Annotated in this window: 27 protein-coding genes; 8 read left to right on the forward strand and 19 right to left on the reverse strand. The window is 70.0% G+C overall.

Annotation, left to right across the window (positions count from 1 at the left end; translation table 11 throughout):
• Nucleotides 1–74: 74 nt before the first annotated feature.
• Both QQM72_RS29010 and QQM72_RS29015 read right to left on the reverse strand, forming a co-directional pair.
• Nucleotides 75–1,340, reverse strand: a complete 1,266-nt coding sequence (locus tag QQM72_RS29010; RefSeq protein WP_314223793.1) for a GNAT family N-acetyltransferase — start codon at nt 1,338–1,340, stop codon at nt 75–77.
• 137 nt (nt 1,341–1,477) lie between these two features.
• Nucleotides 1,478–2,044 (reverse strand): RsiG family protein, encoded by a 567-nt coding sequence (locus QQM72_RS29015; RefSeq protein WP_314223794.1) that lies wholly within the window; start codon nt 2,042–2,044, stop codon nt 1,478–1,480.
• Between the two features lie 159 nt (nt 2,045–2,203).
• Between QQM72_RS29015 and dtd the strand changes: the two genes are divergently transcribed.
• The gene (gene dtd / locus QQM72_RS29020) at nt 2,204–2,629 is read left to right on the forward strand and encodes a D-aminoacyl-tRNA deacylase (protein ID WP_314223858.1); all 426 of its coding nucleotides are present in this window, start codon (nt 2,204–2,206) and stop codon (nt 2,627–2,629) included.
• A 146-nt stretch (nt 2,630–2,775) separates the two neighbouring features.
• On the opposite strand, the gene ygfZ is transcribed toward dtd, so the two are convergent.
• The 9 genes from ygfZ to QQM72_RS29065 all read right to left on the reverse strand — a co-directional run bounded on the left by ygfZ (nt 2,776) and on the right by QQM72_RS29065 (nt 10,893).
• Nucleotides 2,776–3,741 carry a CAF17-like 4Fe-4S cluster assembly/insertion protein YgfZ gene (gene ygfZ, locus QQM72_RS29025; RefSeq protein WP_314223795.1) on the reverse strand — a complete coding sequence of 322 codons (966 nt, stop codon included), beginning with the start codon at nt 3,739–3,741 and terminating at the stop codon, nt 2,776–2,778.
• Nucleotides 3,742–3,751: 10 nt separating this feature from the next.
• Nucleotides 3,752–4,198, reverse strand: a complete 447-nt coding sequence (locus tag QQM72_RS29030) for a Fur family transcriptional regulator (RefSeq protein WP_020130354.1) — start codon at nt 4,196–4,198, stop codon at nt 3,752–3,754.
• Between the two features lie 34 nt (nt 4,199–4,232).
• On the reverse strand, nt 4,233–4,874 hold the full coding sequence (locus QQM72_RS29035) for a restriction endonuclease subunit S (RefSeq protein WP_314223796.1): 642 nt from the start codon (nt 4,872–4,874) through the stop codon (nt 4,233–4,235).
• Nucleotides 4,871–6,478 (reverse strand): N-6 DNA methylase, encoded by a 1,608-nt coding sequence (locus QQM72_RS29040; RefSeq protein ID WP_314223797.1) that lies wholly within the window; start codon nt 6,476–6,478, stop codon nt 4,871–4,873. The genes QQM72_RS29035 and QQM72_RS29040 overlap by 4 nt, the downstream gene beginning before the upstream one ends.
• Complete coding sequence (locus QQM72_RS29045; RefSeq protein WP_314223798.1) at nt 6,475–7,173, reverse strand: hypothetical protein; 699 nt, start codon at nt 7,171–7,173, stop codon at nt 6,475–6,477. Before QQM72_RS29045 ends, QQM72_RS29040 begins: the two co-directional genes overlap by 4 nt.
• A gap of 324 nt (nt 7,174–7,497) precedes the next feature.
• Nucleotides 7,498–8,073: an FABP family protein gene (locus QQM72_RS29050; RefSeq protein WP_020130355.1), complete on the reverse strand. Its 576-nt coding sequence runs from the start codon at nt 8,071–8,073 to the stop codon at nt 7,498–7,500.
• A gap of 236 nt (nt 8,074–8,309) precedes the next feature.
• Nucleotides 8,310–9,335, reverse strand: a complete 1,026-nt coding sequence (locus tag QQM72_RS29055) for a hypothetical protein (protein WP_314223799.1) — start codon at nt 9,333–9,335, stop codon at nt 8,310–8,312.
• A complete protein-coding gene (locus tag QQM72_RS29060) occupies nt 9,332–10,213 on the reverse strand; it encodes a hypothetical protein (RefSeq protein WP_314223800.1) in 882 nt (293 codons plus the stop codon). Before QQM72_RS29060 ends, QQM72_RS29055 begins: the two co-directional genes overlap by 4 nt.
• On the reverse strand, nt 10,210–10,893 hold the full coding sequence (locus QQM72_RS29065) for a hypothetical protein (protein WP_314223801.1): 684 nt from the start codon (nt 10,891–10,893) through the stop codon (nt 10,210–10,212). The genes QQM72_RS29060 and QQM72_RS29065 overlap by 4 nt, the downstream gene beginning before the upstream one ends.
• 414 nt (nt 10,894–11,307) lie before the next feature.
• On the opposite strand from QQM72_RS29065, the gene QQM72_RS29070 reads away from it, so the two are divergent.
• Nucleotides 11,308–11,670, forward strand: coding sequence for a DsrE family protein (locus QQM72_RS29070; RefSeq protein WP_020130361.1), 363 nt, complete (start codon nt 11,308–11,310; stop codon nt 11,668–11,670).
• A 45-nt stretch (nt 11,671–11,715) separates the two neighbouring features.
• Here the strand turns inward: QQM72_RS29070 and QQM72_RS29075 are convergent, their stop codons facing one another.
• The 8 genes from QQM72_RS29075 to QQM72_RS29105 all read right to left on the reverse strand — a co-directional run bounded on the left by QQM72_RS29075 (nt 11,716) and on the right by QQM72_RS29105 (nt 17,294).
• Nucleotides 11,716–11,976: a DUF3099 domain-containing protein gene (locus QQM72_RS29075; RefSeq protein ID WP_314223802.1), complete on the reverse strand. Its 261-nt coding sequence runs from the start codon at nt 11,974–11,976 to the stop codon at nt 11,716–11,718.
• 89 nt (nt 11,977–12,065) lie between these two features.
• A complete protein-coding gene (locus QQM72_RS29080) occupies nt 12,066–12,353 on the reverse strand; it encodes a DUF1416 domain-containing protein (RefSeq protein WP_010351646.1) in 288 nt (95 codons plus the stop codon).
• A 39-nt stretch (nt 12,354–12,392) separates the two neighbouring features.
• Complete coding sequence (locus QQM72_RS29085; RefSeq protein ID WP_314223803.1) at nt 12,393–13,232, reverse strand: sulfurtransferase; 840 nt, start codon at nt 13,230–13,232, stop codon at nt 12,393–12,395.
• 137 nt (nt 13,233–13,369) lie between these two features.
• Nucleotides 13,370–13,453, reverse strand: a complete 84-nt coding sequence (locus QQM72_RS40965) for a putative leader peptide (protein WP_351766844.1) — start codon at nt 13,451–13,453, stop codon at nt 13,370–13,372.
• A 320-nt stretch (nt 13,454–13,773) separates the two neighbouring features.
• The gene (locus QQM72_RS29090) at nt 13,774–14,511 is read right to left on the reverse strand and encodes an LmeA family phospholipid-binding protein (RefSeq protein WP_314223804.1); all 738 of its coding nucleotides are present in this window, start codon (nt 14,509–14,511) and stop codon (nt 13,774–13,776) included.
• 147 nt (nt 14,512–14,658) lie between these two features.
• Nucleotides 14,659–16,161 (reverse strand): hypothetical protein, encoded by a 1,503-nt coding sequence (locus tag QQM72_RS29095; protein WP_314223805.1) that lies wholly within the window; start codon nt 16,159–16,161, stop codon nt 14,659–14,661.
• A 1-nt stretch (nt 16,162) separates the two neighbouring features.
• On the reverse strand, nt 16,163–16,417 hold the full coding sequence (locus QQM72_RS29100; RefSeq protein ID WP_020130366.1) for a MoaD/ThiS family protein: 255 nt from the start codon (nt 16,415–16,417) through the stop codon (nt 16,163–16,165).
• A 37-nt stretch (nt 16,418–16,454) separates the two neighbouring features.
• Nucleotides 16,455–17,294 carry an alpha/beta hydrolase gene (locus QQM72_RS29105; protein ID WP_314223806.1) on the reverse strand — a complete coding sequence of 280 codons (840 nt, stop codon included), beginning with the start codon at nt 17,292–17,294 and terminating at the stop codon, nt 16,455–16,457.
• 202 nt (nt 17,295–17,496) lie between these two features.
• Between QQM72_RS29105 and QQM72_RS29110 the strand changes: the two genes are divergently transcribed.
• From QQM72_RS29110 to QQM72_RS29135, 6 genes are all read left to right on the forward strand, one after another.
• Nucleotides 17,497–18,285 carry a response regulator transcription factor gene (locus QQM72_RS29110; RefSeq protein ID WP_314223807.1) on the forward strand — a complete coding sequence of 263 codons (789 nt, stop codon included), beginning with the start codon at nt 17,497–17,499 and terminating at the stop codon, nt 18,283–18,285.
• Between the two features lie 105 nt (nt 18,286–18,390).
• Complete coding sequence (locus QQM72_RS29115; protein ID WP_314223808.1) at nt 18,391–19,413, forward strand: LacI family DNA-binding transcriptional regulator; 1,023 nt, start codon at nt 18,391–18,393, stop codon at nt 19,411–19,413.
• 195 nt (nt 19,414–19,608) lie between these two features.
• Entirely contained in the window at nt 19,609–20,850 is a 1,242-nt protein-coding gene (locus QQM72_RS29120) for a S1C family serine protease (RefSeq protein WP_314223809.1), read from the forward strand.
• Nucleotides 20,851–20,879: 29 nt separating this feature from the next.
• Nucleotides 20,880–21,089 (forward strand): hypothetical protein, encoded by a 210-nt coding sequence (locus QQM72_RS29125; protein WP_054243831.1) that lies wholly within the window; start codon nt 20,880–20,882, stop codon nt 21,087–21,089.
• A gap of 117 nt (nt 21,090–21,206) precedes the next feature.
• Nucleotides 21,207–21,944 carry a response regulator transcription factor gene (locus QQM72_RS29130; protein WP_054243830.1) on the forward strand — a complete coding sequence of 246 codons (738 nt, stop codon included), beginning with the start codon at nt 21,207–21,209 and terminating at the stop codon, nt 21,942–21,944.
• A complete protein-coding gene (locus tag QQM72_RS29135; protein ID WP_314223810.1) occupies nt 21,941–23,404 on the forward strand; it encodes a HAMP domain-containing sensor histidine kinase in 1,464 nt (487 codons plus the stop codon). Before QQM72_RS29130 ends, QQM72_RS29135 begins: the two co-directional genes overlap by 4 nt.
• The last annotated feature ends 74 nt before the right edge of the window (nt 23,405–23,478 follow it).

The raw sequence follows: 23,478 nt of genomic DNA on the forward strand, positions 1-23,478 counted from the left end.
CCACGGACAAACAGCACACAGCACACAGCACACAGCACAGCCAGGCAGACGCACAGACACGCGGAAAGGAGTCGTCAGAACATGTCCGGGCACCAAGGCCGCCCGGGCGTACGCAGCAGGGCGTCGGCCCCTCGGGCGGCGCCCGCTCGTTCTTCCCGGAGCCGGCCCAGCGCCGCCAGGCGCCCCGCGGACTCGTCGCCCAGCCACAGCGTCGCCAGGTCGGCCACGTCCAGGGTGAGGTCGGCGCTGCGGGTGGTCGGCGTACAGGAGGCACCGTCGGGGGTCGCGTCCAGCAGGAAGCGGCCTCCGGCCAGGCCCGACCGGTCGACGACATCGAGGACCAACGCGTCCGACGCGTCGTACGTCCGCGCCTCAAGGGCCCGCACGACATCCAGGATCCGCACCCACAGCCAGTCCGCCTGCGTGGTGATGCGCGCCGCGCGCGGGTCCGGCAGATGGAGCGGGAGCAGGTCGTCCGGTGAACGCCAGCCCGTCTTCACCCGGGTGATCCAGTCGATGGAACAGAGGTAGTGCCACAGGGCGCGCTCCGCGGCCGGGGTCACCGCGCTCAGCCAGTTCACCGTCGCCGTGTTCAGCGGCTGCTTGGCGTCGCTCCACTCGTCGTCGGCCCGGTAGGAGGCCATGCCCTCCACCACACCGTCCGCCGAGCGGTAGACCACGAAGAACGGCTCGACCCACGCATCGCCGTACAGCCACAGCTGCCCGGTACGCGCCGCCCACCAGTGCTCGTTCCGGTCGATCGCGCCGGGCTGGGCGCTCCGCAGCCGCTCGTGCAGTTCGGGACCGATCCGGCGGATCTCCCCGGGGTCGGCGAAGTCGATCCGGCCGCCGTCCCGCGGGCCCGACCAGCTCGGGTCGAGGCCGGCGCGCGGCACGTCGATCGACCACTCGGTCATGGTGGTCGCCGGACCGAAGCCGTACCGGCCGTAGATCCGGTACTCGGCGGCTATCAGGGTGGCCACGACGTCCCCGCGGTCCTTCGCCGCCGTCAGGTCGTCGGCCATCAGCCGGTTGAGGATTCCGCGGCGGCGGTGCGTGGGCGCGACGGTGACGTTGGAGATGGCGTCGGCGGCGACGGGGGCGCCGCCGACAGCGGTGAGCTCCTGGTCGAACGAACGGAAGGTCGCCACGCACCGGCCCGCGTCGAAGGCGCCGGAGACCCGGGAGTCCGCGAACGCGATACGACGGTCGGCGAGCATCTGGTCGGGGACGGTGGGCGGGCGCAGGAAGCCCGTGTTCACGGCACGGGTCCAGTCGGGAAGCTCCGCGTCGGTGACTGCGCGGACGTCGATCGGCTGCTGGATGGCTCGGCGGGTCATGGGATCACCGTAGGCAGGGGCGGGCGGGTGACGCGAAGATTTTTCCCGCCCTCACCGCCACTCACCGCCCCGGCCCGGGCTGGAACGGTGACCCGGCCCCGGCCCGGCCCCCTTGCCCCGGTGGCACCTCGCCGGAGTCACACCAGTAGGTCCTCCACCTGTGCCTCTCCCTCCCGGTAACGCCTCGTGATCTCCGCGCCCGACTCGTCGGCCGTCCGCTGGAGGCGCTGCCGGCGGCTCGAGACCTGCTGCTCGTAGCGGACCAGGCAGCCCATCGCGTCGTGGAGCTCGGGATCGGTGCGCGCGTCGAGGTCGGAGAGTTCGACGTCGGCGAGCATGTCGGCGGCCAGCCGCCGGTACTCCTCGCTCTGCGGGGTGCCCAGGGTGACGTGGCGGGCCGAGGAGCGGTGCCGGGCCGGGGCGTCGGTGAGGATCTCCGACAGCCGCTCCACCACGGAGGCCGCACCCGACGGAGAGCGGCGGGCCAGCTCCGCGCGCAGGATGTCGATACGGCCCTGGAGCAGCCGTCGTACATAGCTGAGGTCGGCCTCGTCGCGCTGGGCGTCCCGGCGCAGGGAGCGCAGTTCGGGCAGGCTCAGCCCGGTCAGGTCGTGCTCGGGTTGTTCCGCGGGCAGCACGGGGCTTTCGCTGCGCTGTGTCGGCGGCCGATGTGTCGCAGGCCGCCCGGTACTCGGTGTGCTCATGTCCTTCTACCGTCCCCTCGACCGGCGTGTGGGAAGCATCGTGCCACCCCGATCGACCGCTGGGTTACCGAGTCCCCCCGAACGGCCCCAGATAGGGGCTTAAGGATCAAAAATGGGCCCCCCGCGGGTCCGTGCGGGGAACCCGGCATCATGGTCCGCATGCGAGCGGTGGTGCAGAGGGTGGACGGCGCGAGCGTCGTCGTGGACGGCGAGACGGTCGGGGAGATCAGCGGCGAGGGACTGTGCGTCCTGGTCGGGGTCACCCACGAGGACACGAAGGAGAAGGCGGCCCAGCTCGCCCGCAAACTCTGGTCGGTGCGCATGCTGCACGACGAGAGGTCGTGCAGCGACATCGACGCCCCGCTGCTGGTCATCAGCCAGTTCACGCTGTACGGGGACGCGCGCAAGGGACGCCGCCCCACCTGGAACGCGGCCGCCCCCGGCGATGTCGCCGAGCCGCTCGTCGACGAGGTCGTCGCCCGGTTGCGGGAGCTGGGCGCGACGGTGGCGACGGGCCGGTTCGGCGCGCAGATGCGGGTGTCGCTGACGAACGACGGCCCGTTCACCGTGCTGATCGAGATCTGAGAGATCCCCCAGGGGTTCCGCCGCTCCCCCAGGGGTTCCGGGCCCCGGAGTTCCGGGTCCCCCAAGGGTTTCGGGCCCCCGGAGTTCCGGGTGTCTCAGGGGTCTCAGGTGTCTCAGGTGTCTCAGGGGTCCTCAGAGTTGGTTCCCTAGGGTTCCACGACCGTTTCCTGAGCGGCCGCGGTCGTCCCGGCGAGCAGCGGCGCGTCCACCGGCACGTTCCGCTTCACCAGGGCCAGGGCCACCGGGCCGAGCTCGTGGTGACGTACGGAGGTGGTGATGAAGCCGATCTTGCGCCCGTCGGGGCCGTCGTCGGCGACACGGAGTTCGGTACCGGCGGCCGGCAGGTGGACCTCGCTGCCGTCGAGGTGCAGGAAGACGAGGCGGCGGGGCGGCTTGCCGAGGTTCTGCACCCGAGCCACCGTCTCCTGGCCGCGGTAGCAGCCCTTCTGCAGGTGCACGGCGGTGCCGATCCAGCCGAGCTCGTGCGGGATGGTGCGGTGGTCGGTCTCGAAGCCGAGACGCGGGCGGTGGTGCTCGACGCGCAGGGCCTCGTGGGCGAGGATCCCGGCCGGCGGACCGGCCTGCCCGGCGTACGCCTCCAGGTCGGCGCGGGGGAGGAAGAGATCGCGGCCGTACGCGGTCTCCCGGACGGCGACACCCGGCGGGACGGGCGCGATGGAACCCGCGGGGAGATGCACGACCGCCAGGTCGGCGGTGCGGTCGGCGACCTCGACCCGGTAGAAGAACTTCATCGACTCCAGGTACCCGATCAACGCCTCCTGGGTGCCGGGTTCGACGTGCATCCAGACCGTCAGGCCGTCGTCCACCAGGTAGAGCGCGTGTTCGATGTGGCCGTTCGCGGAGAGGATCAGCGCTTCGGTGGCCTCGCCGACGCGGAGGTCGGTGACGTGCTGGGTGAGGAGAAGGTGCAGCCAGCTCAGCCGGTCCTCGCCGGAGACGGTGACGACTCCGCGGTGCGAGAGATCGACGAAACCGGCGCCGTCGGCGAGGGCGCGCTGCTCGCGGAACAGATCGCCGTAGTGACCGGCGACGCCTTCGTCCACACCCTCGGCGGGGACGGCGCCGGGCAGGGACAGCAGAGGGCTCTTCATGCCCCCCAGCCTACGACTTGGTAATTGAACCCTTGAGCGTGCAGTCCTTGCAGCGCCCGAAGATCGCGAAGTGCTTCATGTCCGTGTCGAAGCCGAAGGTCTCGCGCAGCTTGTCCCGGAACTCCGCGGCCACCTGTACATCCGCCTCGATGACGTTGCCGCAGTCCCGGCAGACGAGGTGGATGTGATGGTGCCGGTCCGCGAGGTGGTACGTCGGCGCCCCGTGCCCCAGATGCGCGTGGCTGACCAGCTCGAGCTCCTCCAGGAGCTCCAGGGTCCGGTACACGGTGGAAATGTTGACCCCCGACGCCGTCTTCCTCACTTCCACGAGGATGTCGTCGGGGGTCGCGTGCTCCAGGGTGTCCACGGCTTCGAGGACAAGCTGGCGCTGCGGCGTCAGCCGGTAACCGCGCTGCCGCAGGTCGCTCTTCCAGTCAGTGCTTTCAGTGCTCACCACACCGAAGAGTCTAGGACGCCCTGACGGAATGGCGTCACGGTCCGGCCGGCAGGGCTCCCGCCATCAGCAGATCCGCGAGCAGCCCGCGGTATTCACCTGCCGCCCGGGCGATCTCCGTGTGCACGCGTACCTGCTCGTCGAGCGCGGCAAGGGTTTCACCGATGGCCCGCTGCTCGTCCGCTGGAGGGACGAGCACGGGGAGGTCACCCAGCTCACGGGCACTCAGCGAGGGAATCACTGCGCCGGATGACCGCCTGTGGATCCAGCTTTGCGCGACACCTGCACTCAGATATCCCACCAAATACGCGGCCAGGTGCTGATCCGATTCAGCGAGCCGCAGTCGGATCAGGTTCGCGTGATAGAGCCAGCCGTCCTGTTCCCCGGCCACCAGAGCGCACCGTCCGACGGTACCGGTCCGGACGACAAGTACGTCTCCCTCCGCGAGCCGGTACTTGTCCAGAGTGCGCGCCTTGGCCGAGGTCACCTTGATGTCCTGAGAGGGTGTGACCCGCTGATGGACGACATCTCTGGGGAGTACGAGCCGCACCCCCTGGCCGACGTCCGTGCGCTCCTCCCCCTTGATGGCCGGTCCCACCTGGAAAGAGCACAGATCCTTCAGCACGTGGCGCTGCCATCCGGCGGGCAGCGCTGTCCTGCTCCCGCTCTCATTGGTCATAGCCCGTATCTCCTCAGCCGTTCCTCCGCCAGGCCGTCGACGTTTCTCGCCTCTGCGTGCAGCCTCTGCAACTGCGCAGACAGCGCTGCCAACCGGTCCTTCGTGGCGGCCTGATCGTCGAAGGTTCCCACCGCAGGCAGGCTCTCCCTCACGTACAGCGCAGGTTCCAGCCGATGATCATTGGCGACGATCTCCACATGGCTCGCCACCCGGCTGAGACCTGGACTCTCGGTGCTGCTCCACAGGTGGTCCTGGCTCTCACGCCACGACACATACGACCGGACGAGTCTGTCGACCTCTGCGCCCGACAGCGCGCGACGGGTTCGAGAAGCCATGCTTCCCAAACGCGTCCCATCCACGAAGAGGACATCCCCTGGGCGTCCCAGAGGCGAGCGCAGGAACCAGATGTGCGTCTGAATCGCGGTCCGCTCGAAGAGCTGTGGTGGAAGGGCCATGACGCACTCGATCACGCCGTCCTCGACCATACTGGCTCTCGTCTCCCGTTCGGCACTTCCGCGGGACGCGGCACCAGCGGGCATGAGAATGGCGGCACGGCCGTCCGGGGCGAGGCACGACACGACGTATTGAAGCCAGTCGAACTCTTTGGTCCGCGCCTCGCCGTACCGCCAGTACTGCGGTGGAAGCTGCGACCAGGAACTCCAGCCTCCGAAAGGCGGGTTGGTGATCACCGCGTCGAACGATCCAGATAGATCGCCGAAATCCCCAGGCTGGGCAGGCACCCTGGGACCCAGAAGAACAGTGGGTCGTTGCGCGTCATGCAGTTCGAGATGCATCCGCGCAAGCATCTGCGGGCCCTCACCCAGAGCGCGGCCACTGACCGTTCCGGGCGGCTTGCCCCCTTGCTCGGCAACCGCGTCCAGGTAAGCGCACAACAGTTCCCCTGTCCGGCAGAAGGGGTCGTACAGCCGCAGGGTCGTCGAGCCGTTCCCGGCGAGAGCCCGCGCCATGACGCGACTGACGGACGGGGGGGTGAAGTACTCGCCGGCCTCACTGGGCTCGAGGTCCCGAAGGCGGACGAGAAGGCGATCAAAAGCCTTTCGGCTCTCGTCCGACGACTCCGGGGAATTCCGGTTGAGGAATTGGATCACCTCGGACAACTGCGGCAGTCCGTCCGCCTCACCTCGGTCCAGGTCTCTCAGCGCCTGCTCCGGATCATCGACGTATCCGGCCCATCGCCGCGGCTCGCGGCTTTGCACGAAGACAAGGAACAGCAGGAGGAAGAGGTAACCGTACATGCGCCACTGGCCACGAAGCCGGTCCGCGTCCCGCCAGGCCAATTGGTCAACTGCCGCGAGCAGGCTGCCGGAGCGGGAACCGGACAAGGCTGAGCGGAAGCGGTCGCCGTACGTGGCCCCTGCGGGCTCACCCGACTGAAGGGCGTTGGACGGGATCGGACGCCCGGAGAGCCACCGGAGGACCTCTTCGGCCCGGAACACCTCGGGTGTGGGGTCCCCGGGATCTGGGGCGAGGGGCACCGGGAAGTCCGGGTGCCGTCGCTCCCAGTTCGTCACCGCAGGGCGCCGCACGCCTGCCATCCGGGCGATGTCGGAGCGCGAGACGAACACATCGCCGATGTTGTTCACAGCGCCTCCTGCCTCCCTCCCCCTCGAAGAGCATCATCCTTGCCGTCGAGCAGCGCGAGGAATCGGTCCCTCTCCCGCACCCCCTTGGCCAGCTCCGCGCTCAGGGCCTCCAGCACCCGGTAGATCCTGGCATGGTCGCCGTAGAGATCCTTCTCCAGGTGGATGGGCTCATGGTGCCCGACGCGGTTACGCAGGCGAACCAGGACGCGCAGGTCCTGATGCAGGACGTCACGGCGGCCGGTGTAGTACGGGAACGCCTTGTGCAGGGTAGGAACCCAGAAGACCCGGTCGTAGCGCGACGCCAGCAGCTTCTCCCAGAAACCGAAGCTGAGCTCCGTGACGATGTCGTCGACCATGACCGGGCGCATCCGGCGGTTCTGCTCCGCCGCCCGGCGCTGTTCGTCCCGCTGGCACTTGGCGCGTGCCTTGTCGACGAGGTCCTTCCCTCCCTGATTGAGCGGCGCCACCGTCCACCAGTCAGGCCGGCCGTACTTGACCGCCAGGCTGTCGTGCAGAGCGTTGCGCACGGCGAGTTCGACGCAGTGCATCGGGACGTACAGAGCGGCCGACGCCTCGACGTTCCACCAGTACAGCCGCATCGCGACCTCAGGGTCGCCCTCAGCCGCACTCAGGTAGGGCTTGAGCCGCGGCCCGGAGAAGGACCGCAGCATCCATTCGAGCACCCTGTCGACCACCGTGTTCCCCCCTTCTCCCGGGCACACGGATGCCCGGGACTGTTCCCTTCAGGAATGCGCTGTAGAAAACACTCACCGCATGCTAGATTTGGCGGCGAACGTTCTGGGCCGCCTCTGCTTGCATGCCACCCAGGACATAGCCTGTCGGAGCCCCGATCGCAACGCATATGCGATCGGGGCTTCGTGCGTTGGCCTCAACCCTAGCCAGCAGCAGCCCCGCGGTCAAGCGCATTGCAGTGCACTTGATTCTGTTAACCCCCACCGAGGGTGTGAAACAGGGCCCCGGGTTTACCCGCGGGGCCCTGCTCGCCGTACTTCGCAGCCCTACTTGAAGAAGGCGATCCCGTCGTCCGGCATGTCGTCGGGGAGGGCCTTCGCCCAGCGTTCGACGTCCTCCGGGGTGACGACCTTCTTCAGGTGCGCCGACATGTAGGGGCGCAGCTCGGTCTCGGGGGTCTGCTTCTCGCCGACCCACATGAGGTCACTCTTGACGTACCCGTACAGACGCTTGCCGCCGGTGTAGGGGCCGGAGGCGGCCGTGCGGGCCACCGCGTCGGTGACGAGGTCGATCTGCGGCTTCTTGTCGGCGAGCTCGCCGTACCAGATCTCGACGACGCCGTCGTCGCGGACCATGGTCACCTCGACCTTGCGGTCGGCGTCGACGCGCCAGAAGCCGGACTCCGACTCCAGCGGCCGGACCTTGTTGCCCTCGCCGTCCAGGACCCAGGTGTGGGAGTGGTACTCCAGGAAGTCCCGGCCGTCGTGGCCGAAGGTGACCTCCTGTCCGAAGTTGCACTTCTCCGAGCCGGGGAAGTCATGCACGCCCGCGCCCGCCCAGCTGCCCAGCAGGAAAGCGAGGGGGACGAGGTCCTTGTGGAGGTCGGACGGAATCTCGATCATGAGTGACAGTTCCTGGACTGGACGTGGTCGGTCAGCGCTGGCCCTGGTACAGCTTCTTCACGGTCAGACCGGCGAAGGCGAGGGTGCCGACGCAGACCAGGACCAGCAGGGCTTCGAAGAAGATCTCCACGGGGTGCTCCTCGGATGAGCGTGCTTCGGGGTACGTACTACAGGGCCGGCCCCCAGCTTACGCGGCCGGGGACCGGCCCTCCGTGTGAGGTACTCCCTCACGGGGGTCAGCCCAGCAGCTGACTCTGCAGGGTGACGGTCTGCTGGAACGGGACGGCCGCGGCGGTGCCCTTGCGGGACTGGAGGACCACGGCGACGACGTCACCCGCGCGGAGGTAGGCCTGCCGCAGCTGCTCCGCGCCGTACGGCTTCACCTCGTCGTAGGAGTACCGCATGACGCTCATGCTGTCGAAGTCGGCGGCGGTGGGGTACTTGTCGTCGAACTCCGCCTCGGCGGCGCCGCGCACGGCGTGCAGGGGGGCGCCGTAGGTGGTGAGCTCGCCGTAGATGTCGTCGGCCACCGTCCCCGTGTCGAACTGGAGCAGGTAGACGCGGGTGCCGGTGCCGTCCGGGGTGGTCCAGCCACGGGCCGCGATGTGCCGCAGTCCGTAGTCGGTGAGCAGCTGGCCGACGTCGTCCCGGTCCTCCTTCGACTCGAACACGTTCAGGAAGTCCTTCGTCGGCAGCCAGCCGTCGGCGCCCCGCAGCGTCTTGTCGTCCGTCGCCCCCTGGGGCGCGGGCAGCAGCAGCGCGCGCAGGTCCGCGTAGTGGGCCTGCGCCCAGTTCTTGGTGTCGAACGGGCGGGGGCTGCCCGAGGGCAGCGGCGGCCTGGTGATCTCCGGGTACGCCCAGCGGCCGTCCGACTCGGTGGCGAGACCGGGTACGTCCGTGCGCTCCATGCCCGTGATCCCGTACGCCGTCCCGGCCCCGAGCGCGGCGAACACGGTGACGACGGCGGTCCAGCGCAGGACGGCCCGCAGGACTCGCCGGTCCTTCGGAGCGACCGCGCCGCCCTGCGGAGCGGCCGGATCCCGCGGGGCGGCTTGGCTCTCCGGAGCCGCCGGGACCTCGGGGGCGGCCGGATCCTGCGGGGTGTCGGGTGCTTCTGCGGCCGGGATCCCTTCCGCGGTATCCGGCTCGTCGGCGATCGGCTCGGCGGCGATCGGCTCGGTGACCTGCGTCCCGGCGGAGGGTTCGGTGGCCGTCCCGTCGGTCGGTGCGGCGGTGGCCGGCGTCTGCTGTTGCTCGGTCATACGGCCTGTCCCGGGTCGTCGATGCGGTCGAGTTGTGCGGTGAAGAACTTGGCGACGAACTTCGCGTCGAGCACACCGGGGGCGTTCGCGGAGACGCTGACCAGCACGTCTCCCACGTAGGCGGTGCAGAGCGCGAAGCCCAGCTCCTCGTCCTTGCCCTTGGGCGTCAGGAAGCACTGGGCGTCCTTGTTGCCCGCGATCTCCGGGCCCTTGCGGAAGACGTCCGTGGCGCCGAGGAAGCCGTTGACGGACGTCGCCGCCTCACGCACGGCGGTCCGGTTCTCCATCCGTGACAGGTTGACGTCGAACGTGATCGCGTCCGTGGTGTTGTAGTCCGACCGACCGACGACGTAGCTGCGCATCGCCACGCCCTTGATGCGCTCCTTGTCGATCAGCTTCTCCAGCTGCCGGCGCGACTTGCCGGGCAGGTCCTTGACGGACTCCTTGCGCATGGCGGTGGCCTGCGCTCCGCTGAACTCGGCGTCCGCGCCGAACTCACCGAGGTCGGGGCCGCGCTCGAAGCCGTCGGTGCCGTAGGGCACGAGCAGGACGCTCAGTCCCTTCCCCGCACCGGCCGCGCCGTCCTGCTCGGTCTTCTCGTCGCCCTGGGCCGGCGGCGGGAACTTCCACGTCGGCTTGCCGGGGGCGCGGTCGGCGTCCTGGACGGTCACGACGGTGTAGCCGACACCGCCGACGAGTGCGCACGCCAGCAGCGCGGATCCCGCCACGGCGGCGATACGGCCGGGGCGGAGGACCCTGCGGGCGGGCTTCACGGCGACGGGCTCTGCGCCGCCGCCCTCGATGACCTCGGATTTCGAGGGGTTGATCTCGGGGTTCTCGGGGTTGTTCTCGGGGTTGATCTCGGGGTTCTCGCTCACAGCTTTCCCACCTGCCGCTGGGCCAGGTCCATGATCTTCGCCTTGGGGATCGGCTTGCTGTCGTAGACCTGGATCGTCACGCAGATGTCACCGCGCCAGGCGTAGGCCTCGGCCGAATACATCGGGAGGTAGCCCGCCTTCTCGTCGGGTGTGTCGTGCACGTACGCCGTCCCGTTGCCGTCCCCCGTGCCGGGGATGGGCCAGCTGCGGGTGTCATCCTCGTCATCGGCCCAGTAGTCGCCGCTCTCGGCCCACTCGGACGCGGCGGCCTTGCTCTCCTGGTGGAACTGCACGAGTGCGATCTCGACGTTGTAGGTCTCGCCCACACGCCACGAGACCATGGCCGCGCGGCGGAACTCGTCGTCGACGAGGTTGTTGAACGCGGCGCCCGGTCGCTTGTACTCCCGCGCGAACGTGGGCAGGTCCGCCCAGCCGTCGCTGTCCACCGCGAAGTCGGCGTCCTTGGCTCCCTTGGGGCGGCTGATCAGCAGCTTGCGCAGATCGCCGTCCGTCTTGACCCGGCGGTCCTGCGCCGCGGACAGCGGCTCGACGTCGCCCTTGCCCTGGGTGAGCACGGGCTGCGAGAGCGGCGGCAGCGCGGTCGGCTCGCGGTCCGCCTGGACGAGGAAACCGGCGCAGGCGCCGGCGACGACACCGAGCACGGCGGCTCCGGCGATCATCAAGGTCGTACGGCCGCGGCGCCGGCGCAGGCGCGCCAAGGGCGGCTCGGCCGCCGCGACGGATGCGCCCGCGTCCGCGTCTCCGTCCGCGTCTCCGTCCGTCCCTACCTTCGGCGCGCCTTCTGCCGCTGCCTGTACGTCTGTGTCTGCCTGTACGTCTGCCTCAGCCTGCGCGTCTGTCTCTGCCTGCACATCTGCCTGCGCGTCCGGCTGTACGTCCGCCTCTGGCTGTGCCGCTGCCTGAGCGGCCCCGTCTGCCTCGACAGGCCCAACCGCACCTACTACCTCTTCGGTCCTTTCTGGACCTTCCACAACATCCCCCTCAGAAGCGTGAAGCGCGTATTCCGTCTCGCGCTGCACAGGAGACCCATGGTCAACACAAGCAGTTGTAGTCGAGTTGATTACGATTCAGGCATGGCGAAGAAGCTCGTGATCAAGGTGACGGCGGGCGCGGATGCGCCCGAGCGGTGCTCCCAGGCGTTCACGGTCGCGGCCGTCGCCGTGGCCAGTGGGGTCGAGGTCTCACTGTGGCTGACCGGGGAGTCCGCCTGGTTCGCGCTGCCGGGCCGGGCCGCCGAGTTCGAGCTGCCGCACGCGGCCCCGCTGCCCGGCCTGCTCGACTCGATCCTGGCCGGTGGCCGCCTCACCCTGTGCACCCAGTGCGCGGCCCGCCGGGACATCACGGAGAAGGACGTGATCGAGGGCGTACGGATCGCGGGAGCTCAGGTGTTCGTGCAGGAGGCGCTGACCGACGGCGTCCAGGCGCTCGTCTACTAGAAAGGGCCGCAGAACAGACCCCCGGACGGGCCGCCGGACAGGTACCTACGGGCGGCGTTTCTTGCCGTCCAGCTCGTCCCACCACTCGTCGGACTTCGGGTCACCGGAGGGGTCGTCCCACCAGCGGTCCTCGGGACCGCGCCGGTTGGCGACCATCGCGGCGAGCGGCGGGATGAGCATGGCCACCACGCACATGCCCACGGCCACCGGGACCGACCAGAGGCGCACGACCGCCCACGCCAGGACGAAGAGACCGATGCAGGTCCCCATCATGGCGAAGTAGACGTGCCGTCGCCGTGCGTACATGACTCCAGCGTAGGTCCGCGCACGCCGAAGGGCCGCTCCCCCGGTGTCCAACCCGCGGGATGCGGCCCTTCAGTGGTTCACGGTGTCGTTCAGACCGCGATCGCGACCTCCGCGAGGCCGCCCTGCTGGGCGACGACCGTGCGGTCGGCGGTGGCGCCGGGAACGAGGGCGCGAACGGTCCAGGTGCCCTCGGCCGCGTAGAAGCGGAACTGTCCGGTGGCGGAGGTCGGGACCTCCGCGGTGAACTCGCCGGTCGAGTCCAGCAGACGGACGTAGCCCGTCACCGGCTCGCCGTCCCGGGTCACCTGACCCTGGATCGTGGTCTCACCGGGCTTGATCGTCGAGGCGTCCGGGCCGCCGGCCTTCGCTCCACACATGTGCTTCTCCTGAGGTCGTTCAGGTCGGTCTTCGGATGGTTACTTGTTGGCGCCGAGCTCGATCGGGACGCCGACGAGGGAGCCGTACTCGGTCCAGGAGCCGTCGTAGTTCTTGACGTTCTCCACGCCCAGCAGCTCGTGCAGCACGAACCAGGTCAGGGCCGAGCGCTCGCCGATGCGGCAGTACGCGATGGTGTCCTTGGCCAGGTCGACCTGCTCGTCGGCGTAGAGCTCCTTGAGCGCGTCGTCCGACTTGAAGGTGCCGTCGTCGTTGGCGTTCTTCGACCACGGGATGTTGCGGGCGGACGGGACGTGGCCCGGACGCTGCGACTGCTCCTGCGGCAGGTGCGCGGGAGCGAGCAGCTTGCCGCTGAACTCGTCGGGCGACCGGACGTCGACCAGGTTCTGCGAGCCGATGGCCGCCACGACGTCGTCGCGGAAGGCGCGGATGGACTTGTTCTGCGGCTTGGCCTGGTAGGAGGTCTCGGTGCGCTCGGGCACCTCTTCGACCAGCTCGCGGGCGTCCAGCTCCCACTTCTTGCGGCCACCGTCGAGGAGCTTGACGTTGTCGTGGCCGTAGAGCTTGAAGTACCAGTAGGCGTAGGACGCGAACCAGTTGTTGTTGCCGCCGTAGAGGATCACCAGCGTGTCGTTGGCGATGCCCTTGGCCGACAGGAGCTTCTCGAAGCCCTCCTGGTCGACGAAGTCACGGCGGACCGGGTCCTGGAGGTCCTTGGTCCAGTCGATCCGGATGGCGTTGCGGATGTGGTTCTTCTCGTACGCGGACGTGTCCTCGTCGACCTCGACGATGGCGATGTCGGCGTTGTCGAGGTTGGCCTCGACCCAGTCGGCGTCGACCAGGACGTCACTGCGGCTCATGCTCGTTCTCCTCCGGGGCAGTTGCGGCGGGGGTGTGCAAGAAAGAGGGGTGCGCGGCCGGGTCTCGCCGGCGGCCGGCGCACGGATGCCCTCGAGTGAGGGCGCCGGGAGGCGCGGAAGGCCGGCGGCGCTTCCGCTCAGAAAGTGCGACAGAGCATGGCGGCGACGCGGCACAGGTCTACTGCCCGCCGCTTCGTGAGATCCGCCTGTCGCTGCATCATGTCGACGATCGTAGGGACGGACAGGTGGGCATGTCACCAGCATGCCGAATAGTGAGATGCGATCGTCCGGATATTGGGACAGCAAAAGCGCCCGGTCCGTTGCGGCACGGCTTCCGGGCGCTTGTGTCCGTCGTCACCTCTACGGTACGGACGGCGGCGTCTCGCCTGTCGGACACTCGCCGTCCATCAGGGGTCGGTCCCCGGTTCGTCGTCGTCCATGGCTCGCGGTCCATGGCTCGCGGTCCATGGCTTACGGTCCATGGCTCGCTGTCCACGACTCGCCGTCCATGGTCCGCCCATGGCCGGTCCGGGGGTCAGCCCTACCCGGCCAGCCTGACGTTCGAACCCTTCACCGAGATGTCCACACCGTTCGTCCCCGCCTGGACCTTGTCGAGCTTGATCCCGCCGGGCAGGTCGTCGATCTTCTGCTGGAAGTCGGTGATCGAGCGCACCTCGCTCTCGGCGGCCCGGACCCCGCCGAAGCTGGGCAGCGAGTCGGCGTGCACGCGGACGGTGTCGCCCTCGACGGTGACCGTGCTGAGGACGTACACGGGCTGCGGCAGCTTGGTGCCGAGCACGGTGGCCTCGACGGCGACCTTGATCTTGCCGTTGCCGCCGTCGGAGAGACCGACCACGTTGGCGGTGACGCCCTGCATCACCTGCGTCGGCTCGGACTTCGCCGTCTTCAGCAGCTCGGCGTAGGTGATGGACGCGGTGCCGGTGGCGCTGGAGGCGGTGGCGGAGCTGTAGTCGCCGGAGAACTCGACGCCCTTCATGTCCGCCTGGAGGTCGTCGATACGGATCGACTGACCGCTCGTGCCGGTCGCCGCCTCGTAGTCCTTCATGCCGACCTCGACGTCGTCCAGCGAGCCGCCGACGACCTGGGTCAGGAACGGGAAGCCCTTGATGGAGACGTCCGGGGTGGTGGCGAGGCCCTCGTTGGCCTTCAGCTTGTCGGCCACCTCACCCTCCGCGAAGTTCACGGCGAGCCGGTCCGCGAGCACGAACAGGCCGCCCAGGACCACGACGACGACCAGCAGTATTCGAAGCGCACGCATGCGGTAGTTCCCCCACCCGGATGGCCTGAACGGTTCATTGACAACGGTTCAAGGTAACCCCGCACGGAAGGGCCACCGGCGATTTGTCGATCACCTGTGACAGACCATCACCGCTTTTTACCCCTTACCTCCTTTGCTCCTGACCTCCTACGCCAGCGCCCGGCCGAGCACGTAGACCGCGGGAGCGGCCGCGGCCAGCGGCAGGGCCACGCCCGCCGTGAAGTGGACGAAGCGGGAGGGGTAGTCGTAGCTCGCGACCCGGTGGCCGATGAGCGCGCAGGCCGCCGCGCCCGCGCCGAGCAGCGCGCCCTTGGCGCCGAGGCCGGTCATCCCGCCGACCGCGATGCCCGCGCCCGCGGCGGCGAGCAGGGCCACCACGACGGAGGCCGGGGTGGGCAGCGGCAGCGCCTGGGCCAGCACGGCCACCGCCACCGCGGCCGTGCCGACCGTCACCGCGTCCGGCTCGGCGCCGAGATGCCCGGTGGCCAGGACGGCCAGCGCGGAGGAGGCGACGGTCGCCATCAGTCCGTACATACGTTCGTCAGGGTCGGCGTGCGAGCGCAGCTGGAGCACCAGACAGAGCAGGACCCAGACGCCGAGGGTGCCGAAGATCGCGGCGGGCGCGTTCTCCCGGCCCGCCGCGAGGAGCGCCGCGTCCGACACCAGTGCGCCCAGGAAGGCGAGTGCGATGCCCTGGCGGGCCGGCCACATGCCGTTCAGCCGGAACCAGCCCGCCGCGGTGACGGCCTGGAGCGCGACGAGCGGGACGAGGAGGGCGTACGAGCCGATGGCCGCCGCGCCGGAGAGGAGCAGACCGAGGACCGCGGTGAGCGCGGCGGGCTGCATCCCCGGCTCGATGATCGGCGAACGTCCCTCCAGGCGGGCCCGCTGGGCGTCGGTGACACGGGCGTTGCCGGCCAGGGTGGCGGGGCCGTAGGTCATGCCGGTGTCTCCGGTCGCGGGTTCCGGCACGGGGTCGGAAGCAAGGGGGGCGGCGGCGGGCGCCGAAGGCAGACGGGAGACCTGCTGCGGTGCCGAGGTCTGCCAGCTTCCCGCCTGGGCGTGGTTCTGCGCCTGGGAGTGGTCGTGCGGCTGAGCCTGGTTCTGCGCGTGGGAGTGGCTCTGCGGTTGTGCGTGGTTCTGCGGTTGTGCGTGGCTCCGGTGCTCCGGCGGCAGGGGCGCGCCCGCCGCGGGGCCGCCCGGGCCGCCGCCGTACGCCGGGCCGCCGCCGTACGCGGAGGCGTCTCCTCCGTACCCGGAAGCGTTTGCGTACCCGGAGGCCTCGTCGTACGCGGGAGCGTTGCCGTAGGCGGGCTGCGGGCTGCCGTAGATCGGCGCCTCGCCGGTCTGCGGGGGCAGGTAGGCGGTCGGGGCCGGGTCGGCCGCGGTGACCGGCGGCTGAACGCTCGTCTCCCAGGTCTGGCCCTGCCACTGCTGCGTGTCCTGGAGGTGGGCCTGCGGGTCCTCGTACCCCTGCTGCTGCCCCGGCCAAGCCTGCTGCTGAGGGTGCCGAGGCTGATGAGCGTGCCGGGGCTGATGAGCCTGCTGGGGCTGATGAGCCTGCTGGGGCTGCTGCCGGGCGTACGGGTCGTAACCCTCGTAGCCCTCGTAGCCCTCATGGCCCTGCTGGTCGTACGGCTGGTCGGTCATCTCACCCTCCTGCGAACGGCGGGAGCACCTCGACCGTGCCGCCGTCGGCCAGCCGTACCGTCTCATGTTCGCGGGTGCCCACGGGGTCACCGTCGACGAGGAACGAGCATCGCTGCAGGACACGCACGAGTTCACCGGGGTGTCGCGCACGTGCGGCGTCGAGTGCCTCGGCGAGCGTGGCCGCGTCGTGCGGCTCCTCGGCGACCCCGGCCGCGGCCTTGGCGGCCGCCCAGTAGCGCACCGTGACCTTGGGCATCAGGTTCCTCAATCGATCGGCTGTGTACACGGTCAGGCTAGCCCGCCCGCGCGACCGCCCAGTCCCCGATACGGGCCAGCAGGCCGTCGTCGGCCGCGTGCTCGGCGTGGCCCATGCCGTGCTCCAGCCAGAGTTCGCCGTGCCCGGCGGCCGCCTCCGCCAGCATCCGGGGGTGGTCGAGGGGGAAGTAGCCGTCCTGGTCGCCGTGCACGATCAGCAAGGGGGTCGGCGCGATCTTCGGGACCGCCTCGACCGGGGACAGCGGGACGGGATCCCACTCCCGGCGGTGGATGCGGGTGCGGAAGCCGTAGCGGCCGACCAGGCGGCCCTCGGGACGGGTGACCATCCAGTGCAGCCGGCGCATCGGGGCCGTGCCGCGGTAGTACCAGCGGGCGGGAGCGCTCACGGAGACGACGGCGTCCACCGTCCCCTCGTACAGCGCCGCGTGCCGCAGGACCACCGAGCCGCCCATCGAGAACCCGACGGTCACCACGCGCGCGTGCCCGAGCGAGCGGGCCCACTCCACGACGGCGGCCAGGTCGAGGACCTCGCGGTCACCGACCGTCGAGTGTCCGCCGGAGCGGCCGTGGCCCCGGAAGGAGAAGGTGACGACGGCGCCGTGCCGGGCGAGGGCGGACGCCACGCGCCGCACGTGCGGGCGGTCCACGTCCCCGGTGAACCCGTGGGCGACGACGAACACCGGGTGACGGGCGGATGGCGCGGAGGCGTCGTATACGGCCGCACCCGGTTCGTATACGGAATCGACGGAAATCCCGTCGGCGGTGGGCAGAAACGTCCGCAATGGTGCCCGCGTGCCCGTCTCGGGATACGGACGAACGGTGGAACGTGCCACATGACCTGCCGGACCGCTGCTCATGTGGGCTATTCTGCTGGACAGAGGACTCGGGCAGCGTAGCCCCCGGGTCCTTTTGTGCTTTCGGAAGCGTTGTATACGAAATGGGAACCGGGCGGGAAACGCCAGGTGACCGCAGGTGTACGGCCCCCCGGGATCGCAGAGCAGTGCCGCAAAAGCCGCAGTGCCGCAATGTCCTCGCAGGGACCGAGGAGGAACCAGACGTATGAGTTCTCTGCTGCTCCTGACCAACGCTCTCCAGCCGTCGACGGAGGTGCTTCCGGCCCTCGGACTGCTGCTGCACAACGTGCGGGTGGCCCCGGCCGAAGGCCCCGCCCTCGTCGACACCCCCGGTGCCGACGTCATCCTGATCGACGGCCGCCGCGACCTGCCCCAGGTCCGCAGCCTCTGCCAGCTGCTGCGCTCCACCGGACCGGGCTGTCCGCTCATCCTGGTCGTGACCGAGGGCGGCCTCGCCGCCGTCACCGCCGACTGGGGCATCGACGACGTACTGCTGGACACCGCCGGACCGGCCGAGGTCGAGGCCCGGCTGCGGCTGGCCATGGGCCGCCAGCAGATCGTCAACGACGACTCGCCGATGGAGATCCGCAACGGCGACCTGTCGGTCGACGAGGCGACCTACAGCGCGAAGCTGAAGGGGCGGGTCCTTGACCTCACCTTCAAGGAGTTCGAGCTCCTGAAGTACCTGGCCCAGCACCCGGGCCGGGTGTTCACCCGCGCCCAGCTGCTCCAGGAGGTCTGGGGCTACGACTACTTCGGCGGCACCCGTACCGTCGACGTCCACGTACGACGCCTGCGCGCCAAGCTCGGCCCCGAGCACGAGTCGCTGATCGGAACCGTCCGGAACGTCGGTTATCGATTCGTTACCCCTGAGAAGGGGGAGCGCGCGAGTGACGAGGCCAAGGCCAAGACGGACCGGCCGGAGCAGTCAAACGCGGATGATACGGACAACGTGGCCGCCCTGGACGCCGCAGAGGTCGCGGCGGAGGCGTAGTACCCGCCGGTAGGCCCGGCACCCGCTCGGGAAGGGCGTCGCCCGCGCACAGGGAAGCTCCTGTACGCCCTGCCCAGAGCGGGTCCATCCGCGTAGACTCCGCGAGTGGCCAAGGTGACTCGGGATGATGTGGCGCGACTGGCGGGTACTTCGACCGCTGTCGTCAGCTATGTCATCAACAACGGACCCCGGCCGGTCGCCCCGGCCACGCGCGAGCGTGTCCTCGCCGCCATCAAGGAGCTGGGGTACCGGCCCGACCGGGTCGCCCAGGCGATGGCGTCCCGGCGCACCGACCTCATAGGCCTGATCATCCCGGACGCCCGTCAGCCGTTCTTCGGCGAGATGGCGCACGCGGTCGAGCAGGCCGCCTCCGAGCGCGGAAAGATGGTGCTGGTCGGCAACACCGACTACGTCGCCGAGCGCGAGGTCCACTACCTGCGGGCGTTCCTCGGGATGCGCGTCTCGGGCCTCATCCTCGTCAGCCACGCGCTGAACGACCTGGCAGCCGCGGAGATCGACGCCTGGGACGCCCGGGTGGTGCTGCTGCACGAGCGCCCCGAGGCCATCGACGACGTCGCCGTCGTCACCGACGACCTGGGCGGCGCCCAGCTCGCCGTACGCCACCTCCTGGAGCACGGCTACGAGTACGTGGCCTGTGTCGGCGGCACCGCGGACACCCCCTCCGTCGGCGACCCGGTCTCCGACCACGTCGAGGGCTGGCGGCGCGCGATGGACGAGGCCGGCGTCAGCACCGAGGGCCGGCTCTTCGAGGCGCCGTACAACCGCTACGACGCCTACCGTGTCTCCCTGGAACTGCTGGCGGGCCCGGACCGGCCGCCGGCCGTGTTCTGCTCCACCGACGACCAGGCGATCGGTCTGCTGCGCGCGGCGCGCGAGCTGCGCATCGACGTGCCCGGCGAGCTGGCGGTCATCGGCTTCGACGACATCAAGGAAGCGGCCCTCGTCGACCCGCCCATGACAACGATCGCATCGGACCGCTCGGCGATGGCCCGCGCGGCGGTCGACCTGGTCCTGGACGACGGTCTGCGGGTCGCGGGCTCGCGGCGCGAGCGGCTGAAGGTGTTCCCGTCGCAGCTGGTGGTGCGGCGGTCCTGCGGCTGCGAGTAGCCGCAGGCAGGCCCGAAGGAGCCGTTCACAGGCCTGAGCGAGCCGTGCACGGCCTTGTACGAGCCGTGTATGAGACGCGTCTGAGAGGCTCAGCCCGACTTCGGGATCGCTCTTTATATCGGGCATACGAGGTTCTGGCGGGCTTCTCAGGGAGCACTCAGGGAGCTCTCATGGTCGGGCGAGAAGCTTCGTCACATGACCGAGAGCATCCGCCGCAGCGGCGAGTACGAGAACTTCGAGAACCCGTACCAGGCCCCGTACGAGGGCGCCCAGCAGCACGCCTCCGCCCCCATGGGCTCCTCCCCGGTGAACCCGGAGTGGCCGCCCCCGCCGGCCTACGAGCCGGTCGCGCAGCCCGTGCGGCAGCAGCCCGTGCAGTCGGTGCAGCAGTCCGCGCACCAGCCGCAGCCCGCGGCCGTCGAGCCCACCGCGGTGTGGCAGACCCAGGCGGCGGCCGGTGGCGCCGACAACGGCGGCTACGGCGGCAACGGCGGCGGAACCGCTCTCCTCACCCCCGTGGCCTCCGAGCCCGCGCCCGACCGGAAGAAGCGCGCCCGCGGCCCGTTCGCGCTGCTCGCCGCCGTGGCGATCGTCGCGGCCGCGATAGGCGGCGGCACGGCCTACGGCATCCAGGAGCTGACCGGCAAGGACGAGGTGGTCTCCTCGTCCACCACCACCAGCGTGGTGCCCTCCAGCAAGACGGGTGACGTGGCCACCATCGCGGCGGCGGTCAGCCCGAGCGTCGTCGAGGTCAGCGCCACGCTCAGCAACGGGACGTCCACCGGCTCCGGTGTGATCATCACCAGCGGCGGCGAGATCGTCACCAACAACCACGTCATCTCCGGCGCCACCTCGATCAAGGTGTCGACGAGCGACGGGAAGTCGTACACCGCCAAGGTCGTCGGCACGGACAGCAAGAAGGACCTCGCGCTCATCAGGCTGGAGAACGCGTCCGGCCTGAAGGCGGCGACCCTCGGCAACTCCGACGGCGTCAAGGTCGGCGACACGGTCGTGGCGATCGGCTCCCCCGAGGGCCTGACCGGCACCGTCACCAGCGGCATCGTCTCCGCGCTGAGCCGGGACGTGACCGTCTCGACCGACGAGAGCCAGAGTCAGAGCCAGGGCCAGGGAAGTCAGGGCGGCGACGGCAGCTGGCCCTTCCAGTTCGGCGGCCAGCAGTTCAACGGCGACACGGGTACGTCCACGACGACATACAAGGCGCTCCAGACGGACGCCTCCCTGAACCCCGGCAACTCCGGCGGCGCGCTCATCGACGCCAGCGGCAACATCATCGGCATCAACTCCGCGATGTACTCCGCCGCGACGGACTCGTCCTCCTCCGCCGACGCCGGCAGCGTCGGCCTCGGCTTCGCCATCCCGATCAACACCGTCAAGGCCGACCTCGCCACGCTGCGGGCCGGCGGCTCCGACAGCTGACAACCCACCACCGAGTCAGGGAGTACGTCATGATCAAGCAGGTTTCGCACACGGTGACCGGTTTCGGTGCGGCCGACCTCGGCCTGGCCCTCGACGTGGCGTACGAGCTGCACCCGCCGGTCGCGCCCACCCGCGCGCCGGAGGTGGCGGCCCCGCAGCTGATGGGTCTGCGCACCACCGCGGCCCGCCCGCACCAGCGCAAGGTGCCGCTGAACCGGCTCGCGGCGATGCGCGGCTGATCTCACCGCAACCCGCTCTTCACGCGCACACCGGGAACCGTGCGAGGCTGAGGACACTCAGCACGTTCAGCAGGTCCGGCCTCCCGTCGTCCCACCGCACCCGAGGAAACCACGCCCATGAGCCCCGCCGAAGGCGACCGTGACACCCAGCGCATCCTGATCGTCGACGACGAGCCGGCGGTGCGTGAAGCACTCCAGCGCAGCCTCGCCTTCGAGGGCTACGACACGCAGGTCGCCGTGGACGGCGCGGACGCGCTGGAGAAGGCCACCGCCTACCAGCCCGACCTGGTGGTGCTGGACATCCAGATGCCGCGCATGGACGGCCTCACCGCCGCGCGCCGCATCCGCGGGGCCGGCGACACCACGCCCATCCTGATGCTGACGGCCCGCGACACGGTCGGTGACCGGGTCACGGGACTGGACGCCGGGGCGGACGACTACCTGGTGAAGCCCTTCGAACTGGACGAACTGTTCGCGCGCGTACGGGCCCTGCTGCGGCGCAGCTCCTACGCGGCGGCGGCCGGAGCGGGCGCCGTGGAGGAGGACGAGGCCCTCACCTTCGCCGACCTGCGCATGGACCTCGCGACCCGCGAGGTCACCCGCGGCGGACGCCCGGTGGAACTGACCCGGACGGAGTTCACCCTCCTGGAGATGTTCATGGCCCACCCGCGCCAGGTCCTCACCCGTGAGCAGATCCTGAAGGCGGTCTGGGGCTTCGACTTCGAGCCGTCGTCCAACTCGCTGGACGTGTACGTGATGTACCTGCGCCGCAAGACGGAAGCGGGCGGAGAGCCGCGCCTCGTGCACACCGTGCGGGGTGTCGGGTACGTGTTGCGACAGGGCGGGGCGGAGTGAACAAGGTCGTACGACGGTTGCGGACCCTGCCCATCCGGGCCCGGCTGTCGATGCTCGTCGCCGCCGCCGTGGCCTTCGCGGTGGCGGCGGTCTCGGTGACCTGCTGGTTCATCGTGCAGGGGAAGTTGTACGACCAGGTGGACGAGGATCTGAAGCAGTCGCGGATGAAGGGACCGGGACAGTTCGCCCAGATGCAGAACGCGCTCGCCAACTGCACCCAGACTCCGCAGACGAGCAACAACCCGTTCCGGAACGACCTCTACACCCAGGTGGTCACGGCCGACGGAACCCCCTGCGTCATCGAGGACTCCGAAGGCTCGATCAAGGTCACCCAGGCCGACAAGGACGTGATCAAGAACGCGAGCAGCGGCAAGTACCTCATCCGCAACGGCACCGACGGCAACGGTGATTCGGTACGCGTGATGACCACGCCGGCCTCCCTCGAGAACACCGCCACCGGGGAGCAGTCCTACGGAGCCGTCATGGTCGCCGTACCCCTGAGGGGCACCGAGTCCACCCTCAACGACCTCGCCCTGGTCCTGCTCCTCGTCTCCGGTATCGGAGTCGTGGGTGCCGGCGCCGCCGGTCTGGCGGTCGCGCGGGCCGGGCTGCGGCCCGTCGACAAGCTGACCGAGGCCGTCGAGCACGTGGCCCGGACGGAGGACCTGAGCATCCGGATCCCCGTCGAGGACGACACCGACGACGAGATCGCCCGCCTCTCCCGTTCCTTCAACTCGATGACCGCCTCCCTCGCCAACTCCCGTGAGCTCCAGCAGCAGCTGATCGCGGACGCAGGGCACGAGCTGCGCACCCCGCTCACCTCCCTGCGCACCAACATCGAGCTCCTCTCCCGCAGCGAGGAGACGGGCCGCCCGATCCCCCCGGCGGACCGCAAGGCACTCCTCACCTCCGTGACGGCGCAGATGACCGAGCTGGCGTCACTCATCGGCGACCTCCAGGAACTGTCCCGTTCCGAGGGGCAGCGCGGCGAACGCGTGCAGGTGGTCTCGCTGGAGGACGCGGTGGAGTCGGCGCTGCGCCGGGCCCGGCTGCGCGGCCCGGAGCTGACCATCACGGCCTCGCTGGAGCCCTGGTACACCCGGGCGGAGCCGGCCGCGCTGGAGCGGGCGGTGGTCAACATCCTGGACAACGCGGTGAAGTTCAGCCCCGAGGGCGGCACGATCGACGTCCGGCTGAGCCACGGGACGCTGACGGTCCGCGACCACGGCCCCGGTATCCCGACCGAGGAACTCCCCTACGTCTTCGACCGCTTCTGGCGCTCCCCCAGCGCGCGGGCCCTCCCGGGCTCGGGCCTCGGTCTCTCGATTGTCGCCCGCACCGTGGAACAGGCCGGCGGCCAGGTCTCTCTGGCCCGCGCGGACGGCGGCGGCACGGTGGCCACGGTCCGGCTGCCGGGGGCGCCGACGCCTCCGCCGGAGGATCACGTCATCGCCTCGTAGCAGGCGGACGACACTCTCCTCACGAATTCCCGTGAGTTCGGCAACCTTTCCGATCCGGGCGGCGACCCAGCAGC

Source organism: Streptomyces zaehneri (assembly GCF_032248645.1).
Taxonomy (GTDB): Bacteria; Actinomycetota; Actinomycetes; order Streptomycetales; family Streptomycetaceae; genus Streptomyces; species Streptomyces coriariae.